The organism is Alistipes sp. CAG:29 (assembly GCF_000435435.1).
Taxonomy (GTDB): domain Bacteria; phylum Bacteroidota; class Bacteroidia; order Bacteroidales; family Rikenellaceae; genus Alistipes; species Alistipes onderdonkii.
Map to the genome: position 1 here is coordinate 1,305 of NZ_FR893478.1, position 14,410 is coordinate 15,714.

Sequence of the window (14,410 nt, forward strand, 5' to 3'; positions counted from 1 at the left end):
TGACGGGGGCCCCGTCGAGCAGGGCCCGTGCCCTGCGTTCGTCGTGTACCACCCAGGAGACCAGCTCCTCGGTTTCGGGGCGGGGGATCAGCACCCCTTCGCGTACGGTGAAGCGGTGCCCGTAGAATTCCGTGTGCCCCACCACGTATTGCACGGGACGGCCGGCGGCGAGTTGTGCGGCCATCGCCTCGAACCCGTCGGCTGCCATCGGTGCGCCGGGGTCGGTCAGCAAGGCCGATAGGGGAAGCCCCGACGATTCGGCGAGGGCGACCAGGGCGATGCTCCGCGCCTCGCGGGCGTCGTAAAGTCCCGTGAGACGGGCTGTGAGCCGGTCGAGGAGCCCGCGGCGGGTGGTGACCTCCGGGGCGCCCTGCGGCTGCGGGGCGTATGGGGCTGAGGTTTCGGGGACAGACATCAGTGCCGGATCAAGTTGGCCAGCGCGATGGCCACGGCGGCCTCGGCGACCACGGCTCCGCGCAGGGCGACGCAGACATCGTGGCGGCCGCGGATCGTGAGCGGCTCGACCTTGTCCGTCGCCAGGTTGTAGGTATTCTGTTCGCGCCCGATGCTCGGGGTCGGCTTGACCGCCGCGCGTACCACGATCTCGTTGCCGTTGGTGATTCCGCCGTTGATTCCGCCCGCGTTGTTGGTCGCAGTGGTGCCTTCGACGTCGAGCAGCGGGTCGTTGTTCTGCGAACCGCGCAGACGCGCCCCGGCGAAGCCGCTGCCGAATTCGACCCCCTTGACGGCCGGGATGGCGAACAACAGGTGGGCGATCAGGCTTTCGGCCGAATCGAAGAAGGGTTGTCCCAGTCCCAGCGGGACGCCCTGTACGCGGCATTCGATGATTCCGCCGACCGAATCCAGGTCGGCCGCCGCCGCGCGCAGTACCTCGTCGAAGCGCGCAGGGTCGGTGCATCCGCCGATCTCGGTGAGGCGCGTGTCGAAGGCGATGCCCGGCGGGAGCATCTTCTTGGCGACGACGCCCGCGGCGACGAACGCCACGGTCAGGCGTGCCGAGAAATGGCCGCCGCCCCGCGGGTCGTTGAACCCGTTGAAGCGGTGGTAGGCCACCAGGTCGGCGTGCGAAGGCCGGTAGTGGCGGGCTACGGTGGCGTAGTCCTGCGAATGGGTGTCGGTGTTGGCGAATTCGATGGTGAGCGGCGCCCCCGTCGTCATGCCGTTATAAAGCCCCGATACGATCTGCGGGATGTCCGGCTCGCGGCGCGGCGTGGTGCCGCGGGCCCCACTGCGGCGGCGTGCGAGGTCGGCTTCGAAATCTTCCGCCGAGAGCGGAATACCTGCGGGAACCCCGTCGATCGAGATGCCGATCTGCGGGCCGTGCGACTCGCCCCAGATGGCGAGCCTGAAATTGTGTCCGAAAATATTCATGGCGTTCAGATTCTGATTTTTTCCAGGTCTTCGAAGAATCCGGGGTAGCTCTTGGCTACGCATTCGGCGCCTTCGATGGTCATTTCCCCGTCGCAGAGCAGTCCTGCGACGGCCATCGACATGGCCATGCGGTGGTCGCCGTGGCTCTGCACGCGGGCCTGGCGGATTCTGCCGCCGCGGATGCGCATGATGTCCTCCTGGGAGGTGTCCACCTCGATGCCCGCCTTGGCGTACTCTTCGCGGATGGCGTCCGCACGGTTGCACTCCTTGTGTTCGAGCCGCGAGGTGCCGCGGATGACGCTCTCGCCCTGGGCCGCCGCCGCGAGCGCTGCGAGTGCCGGGAAAAGGTCGGGGCAGTGCGTGGCGTCGAATTCGAAGGCGCGCAGGGGCCGGTGCGAGGCCGTCACGGAGTCCTCGTCGTTGATGACCGCGGCCCCGGCCCGCACGAGTGCCGTGCAGATGGCCGTGTCGGCCTGCTTCGAAAGCATGGAGACGTTCTTCACGGTGACTTCGCCCGCGACGGCGCCCGCCACGAGCAGCATGGCCGCGGCGCTCCAGTCCCCCTCGATGCTGAAAAAAGCCGGGCGGTAGCGCTGTCCGCCTTCGATGTAGAACTCCTTGTAGTCGTTATGGCAGATCTCCACGCCGAAGCGTGCCGCCGTGTCGACGGTCATGTCCAGATAGGGGGTCGAGACGGCGCTGCGGACGTGGAGCGTGGTGTCGTGCTGCGAGAGCGGGAGCGCCAGCAGCAGCCCCGTGATGAACTGCGACGAAACCGAGCCGTCGACGTCGATCTCCCCGCCCCGGATCGGGCCGCGCACTTCGAAGGGCAGGTAACCGTCGTTGTCCCGCACCCGGACGCCGAGGCGGCGCAGCGGGTCGATCATCATGTGCATGGGGCGCCGTAGCAGGGTGCCCTGGCCTTCGATGGTGACGGGCATCCCGCAGAGCGAGGCGATGGGGGTGAAAAGCCGTGTGGCGAGCCCCGATTCGCCGACGTGCAGCACTTTCCCGCGGGGATGCAGCCCGCCTTCGATCGAAAGGGTCGAGGCGTCCACGTGCTTTACGCGGGCGCCGAGCGTCTCGATGCACCGCAGCGCCGAGCGCGTGTCGTCGCAGAATTCCAGGTTGCGCAGCACCGAGGTCTCCCCGCAGAGGAGCGATGCCGCCAGGGCACGCTGTGCATAGCTTTTCGAACAGGGCGGCGTCAGCGTGCCTTTAACGCGGCCCAATGGAACCGTCTTGTCCATTGTGTAGGTTATATGCTTTTATGGGCACCGGGGTTGGCCGGCACCCTGAAATTAAAATCCTCGCCTCTATTCCTGTGTTTCGGTCTCCTCCCCGGCCTGCTGCGCCTGCTGTCCCTTGCGGTTCTTCATCTGCTGGGTCAGCTGGTGGCTCTTCTTGAGCTCGAAATGCTGGCCGAGGTAGACCTTGCGAACCATCGGGTCGGCGGCCAGTTCCTCGGCCGTACCCGTCTTGAGGATCTTGCCCTCGTAGAGCAGGTAGGTGCGGTCGGTGATGGCCAGTGTCTCGTCGACGTTGTGGTCGGTGATGATGACGCCGATGTTCTTGTGCTTGAGCGTCGCCACGATCGACTGGATGTCCTCCACGGCGATGGGGTCGACGCCCGCGAAGGGCTCGTCGAGCAGGATGAACGCCGGGTTGATGGCCACCGCGCGCGCGATCTCCGTACGGCGCCGTTCGCCGCCCGAAAGCTGGATGCCGAGGCTCTTGCGCACCTTTTGCAGGCGGAACTCCTCGATCAGCGACTCGACGCGCTCGTTCTGGTACTCCTTCGAGAAATCGGTCATTTCGAGTACGGCGCGGATGTTGTCCTCGACCGACAGGCGGCGGAAGACCGATGCCTCCTGTGCCAGGTAGCCCACGCCCATCTGGGCGCGTTTGTAGACCGGCTCCTTGGTCAGTTCGGCGACCTTGCCTTCGTCGTCCTCGAGGAAGATGCGCCCTTCGTTGGGCTTGATAAGCCCCACGATCATGTAGAAAGTCGTGGTCTTGCCGGCTCCGTTGGGGCCGAGCAGTCCGACGATCTCCCCCTGGTTGACGTCGATCGAGACGTGGTCGACGACGGTACGGGCCTTATATTTTTTGACAAGTTCGCTGGTGTATAGGCGCATTGCGTTCTCTTGCTATAAAATTTTTACAAAGTTATGCTTTTTTCCGAAAAGTTTTTTAACTTTACATTGAATTTTCTGATTTTAGAGTAGAAACGGCGAAATGAAACAATTTGAATCGTCCCTGTTGCATGACAAGCTGAAGGAGTACTTCGGCTTTTCATCGTTCAAAGGGAACCAGGAAGCGGTGATCCGCAATGTGCTGGAAGGGAAGGATACGTTCGTGCTGATGCCTACGGGCGGCGGGAAATCCCTCTGTTATCAGCTTCCGGCCATGCTCATGGAGGGCGTGGCGATCGTCATTTCCCCCCTGATTGCGCTGATGAAGAACCAGGTGGACGCCATGCGCACCTTCTCGGCCGAGTCGGGAATCGCCCATTTCCTCAATTCGTCGCTCAACAAGACGGCCGTCGCGCAGGTGCGTGCCGACGTGCTGGCCGGGAAGACGAAGCTGCTCTATTTCGCCCCCGAATCGCTGACCAAGGAGGACAACGTGGCCTTCCTGCATAAAATAAAGGTATCGTTCTACGCCATCGACGAGGCGCACTGCATTTCGGAGTGGGGGCACGACTTCCGGCCCGAGTACCGCCGCATCCGCCCGATCATCAACGAAATCGGTGCCGCGCCGCTGATCCACCTGACGGCGACGGCGACGCCCAAGGTGCAGCTGGACATCCAGAAGAACCTCGGCATGTCCGACGCTTCGGTGTTCAAGTCGTCGTTCAACCGGCCGAACCTCTATTACGAGATACGCCCCAAGGGGGACGTCGACCGCGATATCATCCGCTTCATCAAGCAGAACGAGGGAAAGAGCGGCATCATCTACTGCCTGAGCCGCAAGAAGGTCGAGGAGCTGACCGAACTGCTCGTGGCCAACGGCATCCGCGCGCTGGCCTACCATGCGGGCATGGACGCCGCGACGCGCGCCGCCAACCAGGACGACTTCCTGATGGAGCGGGTCGAGGTGATCGTCGCCACGATCGCTTTCGGCATGGGCATCGATAAGCCCGACGTGCGCTATGTCATCCATTACGACATCCCCAAGTCGCTCGAAGGCTATTACCAGGAGACGGGGCGTGCCGGCCGCGACGGCGGCGAAGGTTACTGCCTGACGTTTTACAGTTACAAGGACATTCAGAAACTGGAGAAATTCATGCAGGGCAAACCCATCGCCGAACAGGAGATCGGCAAGCTGCTGCTGCTGGAGACGGTGTCCTATGCCGAGAGTTCGATGTGCCGCCGCAAGACGCTGCTGCACTATTTCGGCGAGGAGTATACCGAGGAGAACTGCGGCAACTGCGACAATTGCCGGAATCCCAAGCCGAAGATCGACGCGCGGGCGGCGCTCAAGATGGCGCTCGAGGCGCTGCGCGATATCGGCGACAAGTTCAAGGCCGACTACCTGATAAACGTGCTCACGGGCAAGACCACGGCGCTCATCAAGAGCTACGGCCACAACAAGAGCAAGTGGTTCGGGGCGGGTGCCGAGCACGACGTGCGTTTCTGGGGCGCCGTGCTGCGCCAAGCGCTGATCCTGGGGCTGGTGGACAAGAATATCGAGAATTACGGGCTGATCTCGGTGAACCGCAAGGGCGAGAATTTCATCGCCATGCCTTTCCCCGTCACCGTGACGCTCGACCACGACTATGACGAGGAGGAGAAGGAGGCCGAGGCCGTCGTCCCGATGGGCAAGGGCGGCGCGGCGGACGAGGAACTCTTTGCGATGCTCAAGGATTTGCGTAAGAAAGTGGCCAAGCAGCACGGGCTGCCGCCGTTCGTCATCTTCCAGGATCCGTCGCTCGAGGACATGGCCGTGCAGTACCCGATCACCATCGAGGAGATGCAGAACATCACCGGCGTGGGAGTGGGCAAGGCCCGCAAGTTCGGCGAGGAGTTCGTCAAGCTCATCAAGGCCTATGTCGAGGAGAAGGAGATCATCCGCCCGCAGGACATGATCGTCAAGTCGGTCGGCAACAAGTCGGGCAACAAGATCTTCATCATCCAGTCCATCGACCGGAAGATGGATTTCGAGGATATCGCCCGCGCCAAAGACCTCGATTTCGACGAACTGCTGACCGAAATAGAAGGCATCGTCAACTCGGGTACGAAGCTCGACATCTCGTACTATCTGAGGGACTTTATGGACGAGGACAAGATCGAGGACATTTACCTCTATTTCAAGGAGGACGCCGAGAGCGATTCGCTCGATGCGGCCATCGACGAACTGGGGGCCGACTATACGGAGGAGGAGATACGTCTGGTGCGTATCAAATTCATTTGCGAGCAGGGCAACTGACGCCCTGGACACCTGCCATCCCACGGCTGTTGCGTCACTGTTCCGAGGATTGACACTAACTTAATAATACGCCTATGAACAAAAAGACTTTTACTGTTGCCGTGATTTTCCTGATCGTGACACTCGTGTGGCTCGGAGTCAATATATTCTGGGCCTTGTCGAACAGCAATTGTATATTCGACCTTGTCGTGGCCGTATTGTTCGTGCTTGCAGGCGTCGGGATGGTGTACAACGAATGCCACAAGCGCAAACGCAAGCACCTCGACGAGGTGAACAAATACAAAATACCGTAACCTATGTGTGCCATGCAACGGTTCCTGACGATCATGTCCGTGTTTTTCTTCGTGTGCGGCGTCGTTTCGCTGTGGCGGATCCTGTCCGACGACGGGCGGGATATCTGGTACGTGCCGCTCGTACTGATCGGTGCGTCGGGGATTTTGGCCGTCCGCGCCCGGAGCATGGGCCGCAAAAATACGCAAAACGAAGACTGATATGAAAACCAATGTGATGCAGATAGTCCGCCTCGTGATGATGATCGTGGCGGTGGCCGGGATAATCTACGCCCTGGAGTATATGGAGCGCGGCATTGCCGTGTGGTTCTGGATCACGCTGCTCGGCGTGGGTTTCGTGGGGCTGCTCTATACGTTCCGCCTCACGCAGCGCCGCGTGCGGCTCGAACGCCGTGCCCGGGAGCGGCAGGAAAAGAAAAAATCCCGCCGGTCGAAACGCTGACCTTCATCCGCCGGACATCGTTGCCCGGCGGTTCGGTTTCCGGGCGGAGGCTTGCGGTTTCCGATGGGGCGGTTTTCCCGGGGCGGCAGTTTTATTCCGGAAGAGCGGGCTTGTTTCCTGCCGCTGGATTTCGCCGTCGTGGCAGGCGGCAAGGCCGTGGGCGGCGTGGGGTTCGTGCTCGGGACGGATGTCGAGCGCTTCGGCGCCAAAATCGGCTTCTGGCTCTCAAGCCGCTGCCGGGGGCGGGGCATGATGACGGCGGCCGTCCGGCAGGCCGTGGAGTGGATGTTCGCAAATACCCCGATAATTCGTATCTTTGCCGCGGCTTATGCCACCAATTCCGCATCGCAGCGGGTGTTGGTGAAAGCCGGGTTTCGGCATGTCGGGACGTTCCGCAAGGCTTTTTTCAAGAACGGGGCGTTCGTGGACGGCTGTTATTACGAATTACTGAAAGACGAAAATGAGTGAAGTAAGGGCAAAAAAGGCGCTGGGACAGCATTTCCTGGTCGACCTCAATATCGCGCGCAAGATTTGCGATGCGCTTTCGGGGGGCGTGAGGCCGGGGACAAGTGCCGGGGAATCCGCCCCGGCAGATATGGCTGGAAATGCCGGTGCCGGTGCGGATACCCGGGTGGGGACGGATGGATGTGCCGATGCCGGGGTCGGATCCCTGAACGGTGGCGGTGCCGGGTTGGCTGCCGGGGCCGATGCCCGGATCGCGGCGGATACGACCGCTGCCGGTGCACCGGCGGCCGCGGAGGCGGGACGGGGCGGTGCAGTCCCCTGCGACGTGCTGGAGGTCGGCTGCGGGATGGGGGTGCTGACGCAGTTCCTGCTCAGGCGCGGCGACATCACCACCTACGGTGCCGAAATCGACCCGGAGAGCGTCGAATACCTGCATGCGCATTTCCCCGAGTTCGCACCGCGGCTGATCGAGGGCGATTTCCTGAAGATGAACCTGCGCGAGCGTTTTCCGCGGGGACTGAAGATCATCGGGAATTTCCCCTACAACATCTCCTCGCAGATATTTTTCAAGGTGCTTGAGAATCGCGACCTGGTGCCCGAATGCGTCGGCATGATCCAGAAGGAGGTCGCCGTACGGATCGCGGAGCCTCCGGGGTCGAAGGAATACGGCATCCTGAGCGTGTTGTTGCAGGCGTGGTACGACATCGAATACCTCTTTACGGTCAACGAAACGGTTTTCAACCCGCCGCCCAAGGTCAAAAGCGCCGTTATCCGCCTGCGCCGCAACCGCGTCGGGCGGCTCGGCTGCGACGAGGCGCTGTTCGTGAAGGTGGTGAAAGCGTCATTCGGCCAGCGCCGCAAGATGATCCGCAACTCGCTGCGGGCGGTGTTCGGCGATTTCGGCGGCGCAGAACATCCCTTTTTTACGCAGCGCGCCGAGCAGCTCTCGGTCGCCGATTTCGTGCAGCTGACCGACTGGGTCGCGGCCAACCGGAAATAATCGCGGCGGGTCGTGGACGTCGGATACCGCAGTTTGGGTGCGGGTTCGAGTCGTCGGATGCCGGGCCGGGAAGGGCGGACAGTGTGTACTGGAGGCGGAAATGGAAAAGCACCGGGAGCCCGGTGCTTTTTTCATGCCGTTTGGCGGGCGGAGCATTGCTCCGCAGCCGCAATGCACAGGCGTCTATTTTCGCAGGTCTCCCGCAATGACCGTCACCAGTTCTTCGCGGGAGAGGTATTTCCGAGCCAGTAGCTGCACGTCGGCCGGCGTCATGGCCTGTATGCGGCGGATGTTCTCGTTGATGACGGTATGGTCGCGGCCGCAGAGGATGTTCTCGATCGTGACGTCGGCAATGCCGAACGGCCCGTCGAGGATACGCATCATCTCGCCGACCATGATGTTCTTCACGAGCGAAAGTTCGCCCTCGGGCATCGGCTCGGCGCGCAGCCGTTCGATTTCGGTGTAAATCTCGCGCAGGGCGTCCTGCGTGACCTCCGTCCCGACCTGTGCCGCGACGGCGAAATAGCCCTCCCGTTCGAAGTTGACCATGGCGGCCACCACGCCGTACGTATAGCCGTGCTCCTCGCGCAGGTTCTGCATCAGACGCGAACCGAAATAGCCGCCCAGGGCGGATGCCACGACCTGCATGCCGAGGAAATCGGGATGCTGGCGCGGGAAAAGCAGCCTTCCGATGCGGATCGACGACTGTACGGCGCCCGGATGGTCGACCCGCGCTTCGTGCTGCGTCACGGGTGCCGGGAACGGGATGCCGGCTTCGGGTTTGCGCCGCGGCAACCGTTCCGCCAGCGCCGCGACGGCCTGCCGTTCGTGGTCGCCGATGCGCCCGCTGCATATCGTGAATCCGTTGTCCGCCGTGTAGTGGCTTTCATAAAACGCCGCTACATCCCCGCGCGTGAGTTTATCGTATTGGGCTTCGTCGGCCGAGATGCCGTAGGGATGCGAGGCCCCGAAGAGGGCGCGGGCGAAAGCCTCGCGGGCCTGGGTGTCGACCTTCGTTCGTTCGACGGCCAGCCGCTGCTTGCGCTTGGCGCAGTAGGTGCGCAGTTCCTCCTCGGGGAAAACGGGGTGCAGGAGTATCTGTTCGGCTACGGCGAGCGTTTCGTCGAAGAATTTGGAGAGCATGCAGAAACTGATGTAGGCATAGTCGCGGTCGATGTTGACGTCGTAGTACGAGCCGTAGTAATCGAGCCGTTCGGCGATCTGGTGCGCCGTCATGTCGCGCGTCCCCTCGGCGAGCATGTTGGCGGCGGCCGATGCCGAGAAGGGAACCCGCTGCATGGCCGAACCGGCGCGGAACACGAAGGTGACGCGCAGCACTTCGAAGTCGTCCGAGGCGAGCGTGTAGAGTGTCGAGCCGTTTGCCAGCAGGCTCTTCCCGGCTTGTGCGACCTCGACGTCGGAGGGTATTACGAGGGGTGGTTGTGTCATTTTTTCGCTTTGTAGATAAGGGTGGAACAGTTTCCGGGGCGGAAGGTGCGGCGGCTGAAGGCGAGGATGTCGCCGGTCGTGACGGCACGGTAGGCCGCCACCTCGCCGTTGATGAGCTGCAGGTCGCCCAGCATCTCGTAGAAGCCCAGGTTCATCGCCTTGTTCATCACGTTCAGCTCGCCGAAGAGCGTGTTGGCCTCGAACTTGTTTTTGACCTTCTCGACCTCGTAGTCCGATGCCGGGACGCTCTGCAATGCCTCGATTTCGGCACGGAAAGCCGCTTCGGCCTGTTCGGGAGTGGTATCCGGCAGCAGTTGCCCCGTAAAGACGAACAACCCCGGGTCGACGTCGCCCGAAATGTAGGCGTTGACCGAGGCCAGCAGGCGCTGTTCCTGCACCAGGTGTTTGTAGAGACGCGACGAGTCGCCGCCCGACAGGAGGTCGGAGACCAGGTCGGCGGTATAGAAATCCTGCGAGGTGCGGCCGCCCATGTGGAATGCCAGCGACAGGGTCGTGGCGGGCACGTCGCGTTCGACCGTCTCCCGGCGGGGCGCCTCCTGCTGCGGTTCCCGGGGGATGGGCTGAGGAGTCACGGTGCGGTCGGCGAGCGGGGCGAACCATTTTTCGGCAAGGTCGAGCATGCGCTCCTCCTCGAAGTCGGCCGAGACGGACAGGATGGCGTTCGAAGGGTGGTAGTGGGTGCGGTAGAAGGCCTGTACGTCGTCGAGTGTCGCTCCGGCGATGTGGTCGGGCGTGAGCCCGATGGTCGCCCAGCGGTAGGGGTGGACTTTGTAGGCCAGTGCCCGCAGCAGCATCGGCTGGTCGCCGTAGGGCTGGTTGAGGTAGCGCTGGCGGAACTCCTCGATCACCACGCGTTTCTCCGCCTCGAGTTTTTCGGGGGTGATGTCCAGCCCCTCCATGCGGTCGCTTTCGAGCCACAGTGCGGTCTCGATGTTGTCCTTCGGGAGGGTGATGTAGAAATCCGTATAGTCGTTGTTGGTGAAGGCGTTGTTGTCGCCGCAGGCCATCTGCACGGGCAGGTCGAAATTCGGGATTTCGCGCGTGCCGCGGAACATCAGGTGTTCGAACAGATGGGCGAAACCCGTGCGCGCGGGGTTCTCGTTGCGCGCCCCGACCTTATATAATATGTTTACTGCGGCGAGTTTCGAAGCCTTATCCCGGTTGACGACGACCGTCAGGCCGTTCGCCAGTGTTCTCTTCTTGTATTCGATCATGGATGCAAAGATAGTAAAAAAGCAGCGGCAGGAAAATTTAGTGACGCCTCATTTGAAGATGGATTCGAAGACTATGAAGTTTGGGGATTGGAATCCATTACCCTGCCGCTGCGTGTGGAAAACGCTTCGGCAGAAAACGGGAAGAGTGGTGCCGAACCTGTGGCCCATGGCTCTGGTCAGCCTCTATCCCACAAATCACAGCACGCACCCTTCTGGGTACGATCTGTATTGTGGGATAACAAAAAATTTACCAGATTTTAGGGCCCCAATACTATCGTTTATACACGATGATATGTAAAGAACGAATTATGGAACAAAATTAGGAAAAAAATCCCGATTTGCAATCGCCGCGCCCGAACAACCTATTTATCGGCCTTTATTTCCCAGTGTTTCGCCGCGTAAAATTTGTTGACGGCCAAAAAAATATCTGTTTTCTCAACCGCCAATGTGTCTGTGAAAAAATTCCGCTGCTTTTTCCGGCCCGGGATTTGTCTTGCCGGCAGGGGTGGCGCTCCGGCCCCGTGCACGCACAGCCCGGACTGTGCCCGCGAGGGAGTGGCGGGTAATCCGCTATCGGATAATAAGTTCGGCAAGTCGGTGATTATCCGCGAGTTCGTTGTTAAATAAATAACAACCCCGTTGTTATTCCAATAACATCCTGCGTAGTGAAAAAACCGGATGATTTGTCAGAAAATCGGACTGATTTTTCCGCCGGAATTGTTATCTTTGCAACGCATTTTGTCCCGAATCCAGGAAAAACACACAATATCATCTAAAATTTCAACAAAATGGCAGAAAAGAAATTTATCACTTGTGATGGTAACTACGCTGCGGCACATGTTGCATACATGTTCTCGGAAGTTGCGGCGATCTATCCCATCACGCCGTCGTCGACCATGGCCGAACTCGTGGACGAGTGGGCCGCCCAGGGTCGCAAGAATATTTTCGGCGAAACGGTGAAAGTTGTCGAGATGCAGTCCGAAGCCGGTGCCGCAGGCGCCGTGCACGGTTCGCTGCAGAGCGGTGCCCTGACGTCGACGTTCACCGCGTCGCAGGGTTTGCTGCTGATGATCCCCAATATGTATAAGATCTCCGGCGAATTGCTGCCGGGCGTGTTCCACGTCTCGGCGCGTGCGCTGGCCGCACAGTCGCTGTCGATTTTCGGAGACCACCAGGACGTCATGGCCACCCGCCAGACCGGGTTCGCCATGCTGGCCACCTCGTCGGTACAGGAGGTGATGGATCTGGCGGGCGTGGCGCACATCGTGTCGCTCAAATCGCGCGTGCCGTTCCTGCACTTCTTCGACGGCTTCCGTACCTCGCACGAGATCCAGAAGATCGAGCTGATCGACGAGGCCGCCCTGACCGCCATGCTCGACCGCGATGCGCTGGCTGAGTTCCGCCGGCGGGCGCTCAACCCCGAGCATCCCGTCACCCGCGGTACGGCGCAGAACCCCGACATCTATTTCCAGACCCGCGAGGCCGCCAACCGTTTCTATGACGCCGTGCCCGACATGGTTGCCGAGGCGATGCGCGAGATTTCGAAGATCACCGGCCGCGAGTACAAGCCGTTCGTATACTACGGGGCAGAAGATGCCGAGCATGTCGTCGTGGCGATGGGTTCGGTGACGGAAACCCTCAGGGAGACGGTCGACTACCTGAACGCCCGTGGCGGGAAGGTGGGCGTCGTGACGGTACACCTCTACCGCCCGTTCTCGGTGAAATACCTGGGCGAGGTGCTGCCCGAAACGGTGAAGCGCATCTGCGTGCTCGACCGTACGAAGGAACCGGGTGCCAACGGCGACCCGCTCTACCTGGATGTCGTCGAGGCATTCGCCAACTGCAAGGATATTCCGGCCGACCGCAAACCGCTCATCATCGGCGGCCGCTACGGCCTTTCGTCCAAAGACACCACGCCGGCGCAGATGCTGGCCGTGTTCGCCAACCTCGGGGCCAACGAGCCCAAGAACCAGTTTACGGTGGGCATCGTGGACGACGTGACCTTCCGCTCGCTGCCCGTGGGCGAGGAGATTTCGCTCGCCAAGCCCGGTACATTCGAGGCGCTGTTCTTCGGCCTGGGGGCGGACGGTACGGTAGGCGCCAACAAGAACTCGATCAAGATCATCGGCGGCACGACGAACAAATATTGCCAGGCATATTTCTCGTACGACTCGAAGAAGTCGGGCGGTTACACCTCGTCGCACCTGCGTTTCGGCGACCTGCCGATCACTTCGCCCTACCTGGTCACCACGCCCGACTTCGTGGCCTGCCACGTGCCTTCGTACGTCGACAAGTACGACGTGCTGAAAGGGCTGAAAGCCGGCGGTTCGTTCCTGCTCAACTCGGTGCACGACGCGGCTACCACCTGCGCCACGCTGCCCGACCATATGAAAGCCTATCTGGCCAAGAACAAGATCAATTTCTATATCATCAACGCCACGAAGATCGCCGCCGAGCTCGGACTGGGTTCGCGTACGAATACCATCATGCAGTCGGCATTCTTCAAGATCGCCAACGTCATCCCGTTCGACAAGGCTGTCGACGAGATGAAGCATGCCATCCTGAAATCCTACGGCAAGAAGGGCGAGGACATCGTCAACATGAACTATGCGGCCGTCGACGCCGGAGGCAACGCCGTGGTCAAGGTCGAGGTGCCGGCCGAATGGGCACAGATCGACGACAAGGGCTTCGCACACGTCTCTGACGCTTCGTGTCCCGAATTCGTGCGCAAGATCGTCGAGCCGATCAACGGGCTGAAGGGCGACGACCTGCCGGTATCGGCTTTCACGGGCCGTGAGGACGGTACGTGGGAGAACGGCACGGCCGCCTACGAGAAGCGCGGCATCGCCGTGAATGTTCCCGAGTGGAAGATCGAGAACTGTATCCAGTGCAACCAGTGCGCCTATGTCTGCCCGCACGCCGTGATCCGTCCGTTCCTCGCGACGGAGGCCGAGGCCGCCGCATCGGGCGTGGAATGGAAGCAGGGGCTGGGCGAGACCAAGGAGTACAAGTTCCGCATCCAGATCTCGCCGCTCGACTGTACGGGCTGCTCGAACTGCGTGGACGTCTGCCCGGCCAAGGAGAAGGCGCTGGTGATGCGCCCTCTGGAGGAGCAGATGCCCCAGCAGAAGAATTGGGAGTACATCACCCGGCACATCGGCTACAAGCAGGTCGTCGACAAGACCAAGTCGGTGAAGAATCTCCAGTTCGCACAGCCCCTGTTCGAGTTCTCGGGTGCCTGCGCCGGCTGCGGCGAGACTCCCTATATCAAGGCTATCTCGCAGCTGTTCGGCGACAAGATGATGGTTGCCAACGCCACGGGCTGCACCTCGATCTATTCGGGCTCGGCACCGTCGACCCCGTACTGCACCAACGACAAGGGCCAGGGCCCGGCATGGGCGAACTCGCTATTCGAGGACAACGCCGAATTCGGCCTGGGTATGCACCTCGGCGTCGAGAAACTCCGCGACCGCATCCAGGCCAGGATGGAGGAGGCGATTGCCAACTGTACGAAATGCTCCGACGAGCTGAAGGGCGTCATGAAGGAGTGGATCGCCGCGCGCGGTTCGTCGGCCAAATCGGCCGAGGTCTCGGCGCGCCTCGTCCCGATGATGGAGGCCTGCGGCTGCGATTACTGCAAGGATATCCTGGAGATGAAGGACTGGCTGGTGAAGAAGTCGCAGTGGATCATCGGCGGCGACGGCTG

Annotated in this window: 12 protein-coding genes and 1 pseudogene; 7 read left to right on the forward strand and 6 right to left on the reverse strand. The window is 61.3% G+C overall.

What is annotated here, in order from left to right; genetic code table 11:
- The 4 genes and pseudogenes from QVP03_RS09685 to lptB all read right to left on the reverse strand — a co-directional run.
- Window positions 1-415, reverse strand: a pseudogene (locus tag QVP03_RS09685) (peptide chain release factor N(5)-glutamine methyltransferase); the annotation flags it as partial.
- Window positions 415-1,392, reverse strand: coding sequence for a chorismate synthase (locus QVP03_RS09690; RefSeq protein WP_022333269.1), 978 nt, complete (start codon window positions 1,390-1,392; stop codon window positions 415-417). The pseudogene QVP03_RS09685 and the gene QVP03_RS09690, both read right to left, overlap by 1 nt.
- Before the next feature lie 5 nt (window positions 1,393-1,397).
- Window positions 1,398-2,642, reverse strand: a complete 1,245-nt coding sequence (gene aroA / locus QVP03_RS09695; protein ID WP_018694966.1) for a 3-phosphoshikimate 1-carboxyvinyltransferase — start codon at window positions 2,640-2,642, stop codon at window positions 1,398-1,400.
- 66 nt (window positions 2,643-2,708) lie between these two features.
- Complete coding sequence (gene lptB / locus QVP03_RS09700; RefSeq protein ID WP_022333270.1) at window positions 2,709-3,530, reverse strand: LPS export ABC transporter ATP-binding protein; 822 nt, start codon at window positions 3,528-3,530, stop codon at window positions 2,709-2,711.
- A 100-nt stretch (window positions 3,531-3,630) separates the two neighbouring features.
- On the opposite strand from lptB, the gene recQ reads away from it, so the two are divergent.
- The 6 genes from recQ to rsmA all read left to right on the forward strand — a co-directional run bounded on the left by recQ (window position 3,631) and on the right by rsmA (window position 8,020).
- Window positions 3,631-5,823 (forward strand): DNA helicase RecQ, encoded by a 2,193-nt coding sequence (recQ, locus tag QVP03_RS09705; RefSeq protein ID WP_022333271.1) that lies wholly within the window; start codon window positions 3,631-3,633, stop codon window positions 5,821-5,823.
- A gap of 74 nt (window positions 5,824-5,897) precedes the next feature.
- Window positions 5,898-6,116, forward strand: a complete 219-nt coding sequence (locus QVP03_RS09710; RefSeq protein WP_022333272.1) for a hypothetical protein — start codon at window positions 5,898-5,900, stop codon at window positions 6,114-6,116.
- Window positions 6,117-6,119: 3 nt separating this feature from the next.
- Window positions 6,120-6,314 (forward strand): hypothetical protein, encoded by a 195-nt coding sequence (locus QVP03_RS09715; protein WP_018694970.1) that lies wholly within the window; start codon window positions 6,120-6,122, stop codon window positions 6,312-6,314.
- A 1-nt stretch (window position 6,315) separates the two neighbouring features.
- Window positions 6,316-6,555, forward strand: a complete 240-nt coding sequence (locus QVP03_RS09720; protein ID WP_018694971.1) for a hypothetical protein — start codon at window positions 6,316-6,318, stop codon at window positions 6,553-6,555.
- A gap of 63 nt (window positions 6,556-6,618) precedes the next feature.
- The gene (locus QVP03_RS09725; RefSeq protein ID WP_022333273.1) at window positions 6,619-7,023 is read left to right on the forward strand and encodes a GNAT family N-acetyltransferase; all 405 of its coding nucleotides are present in this window, start codon (window positions 6,619-6,621) and stop codon (window positions 7,021-7,023) included.
- On the forward strand, window positions 7,016-8,020 hold the full coding sequence (rsmA, locus tag QVP03_RS09730; RefSeq protein ID WP_022333274.1) for a 16S rRNA (adenine(1518)-N(6)/adenine(1519)-N(6))-dimethyltransferase RsmA: 1,005 nt from the start codon (window positions 7,016-7,018) through the stop codon (window positions 8,018-8,020). The genes QVP03_RS09725 and rsmA overlap by 8 nt, the downstream gene beginning before the upstream one ends.
- 183 nt (window positions 8,021-8,203) lie before the next feature.
- On the opposite strand, the gene QVP03_RS09735 is transcribed toward rsmA, so the two are convergent.
- Together QVP03_RS09735 and QVP03_RS09740 are read right to left on the reverse strand one after the other, a co-directional pair.
- A complete protein-coding gene (locus QVP03_RS09735; protein ID WP_022333275.1) occupies window positions 8,204-9,469 on the reverse strand; it encodes a M16 family metallopeptidase in 1,266 nt (421 codons plus the stop codon).
- Window positions 9,466-10,704: a M16 family metallopeptidase gene (locus QVP03_RS09740; RefSeq protein ID WP_022333276.1), complete on the reverse strand. Its 1,239-nt coding sequence runs from the start codon at window positions 10,702-10,704 to the stop codon at window positions 9,466-9,468. The genes QVP03_RS09735 and QVP03_RS09740 overlap by 4 nt, the downstream gene beginning before the upstream one ends.
- 788 nt (window positions 10,705-11,492) lie before the next feature.
- Here QVP03_RS09740 and nifJ point away from each other — a divergent pair.
- On the forward strand, window positions 11,493-14,410 hold a 2,918-nt coding region (gene nifJ, locus QVP03_RS09745; protein WP_288210748.1), incomplete at its 3' end, for a pyruvate:ferredoxin (flavodoxin) oxidoreductase.

What these genes read in the sequence shown, in the direction of transcription:
- QVP03_RS09710 (WP_022333272.1), top strand. Translation starts at nt 5,898, where the DNA reads ATGAACAAAAAGACTTTTACTGTTGCCGTGATTTTCCTGATCGTGACA.
- QVP03_RS09725 (WP_022333273.1), top strand. Translation starts at nt 6,619, where the DNA reads ATGGGGCGGTTTTCCCGGGGCGGCAGTTTTATTCCGGAAGAGCGGGCT.
- QVP03_RS09735 (WP_022333275.1), bottom strand. Translation starts at nt 9,469, where the DNA reads ATGACACAACCACCCCTCGTAATACCCTCCGACGTCGAGGTCGCACAA.
- QVP03_RS09720 (WP_018694971.1), top strand. Translation starts at nt 6,316, where the DNA reads ATGAAAACCAATGTGATGCAGATAGTCCGCCTCGTGATGATGATCGTG.
- aroA (WP_018694966.1), bottom strand. Translation starts at nt 2,642, where the DNA reads ATGGACAAGACGGTTCCATTGGGCCGCGTTAAAGGCACGCTGACGCCG.
- rsmA (WP_022333274.1), top strand. Translation starts at nt 7,016, where the DNA reads ATGAGTGAAGTAAGGGCAAAAAAGGCGCTGGGACAGCATTTCCTGGTC.
- QVP03_RS09715 (WP_018694970.1), top strand. Translation starts at nt 6,120, where the DNA reads ATGTGTGCCATGCAACGGTTCCTGACGATCATGTCCGTGTTTTTCTTC.
- QVP03_RS09740 (WP_022333276.1), bottom strand. Translation starts at nt 10,704, where the DNA reads ATGATCGAATACAAGAAGAGAACACTGGCGAACGGCCTGACGGTCGTC.
- recQ (WP_022333271.1), top strand. Translation starts at nt 3,631, where the DNA reads ATGAAACAATTTGAATCGTCCCTGTTGCATGACAAGCTGAAGGAGTAC.
- lptB (WP_022333270.1), bottom strand. Translation starts at nt 3,530, where the DNA reads ATGCGCCTATACACCAGCGAACTTGTCAAAAAATATAAGGCCCGTACC.
- QVP03_RS09690 (WP_022333269.1), bottom strand. Translation starts at nt 1,392, where the DNA reads ATGAATATTTTCGGACACAATTTCAGGCTCGCCATCTGGGGCGAGTCG.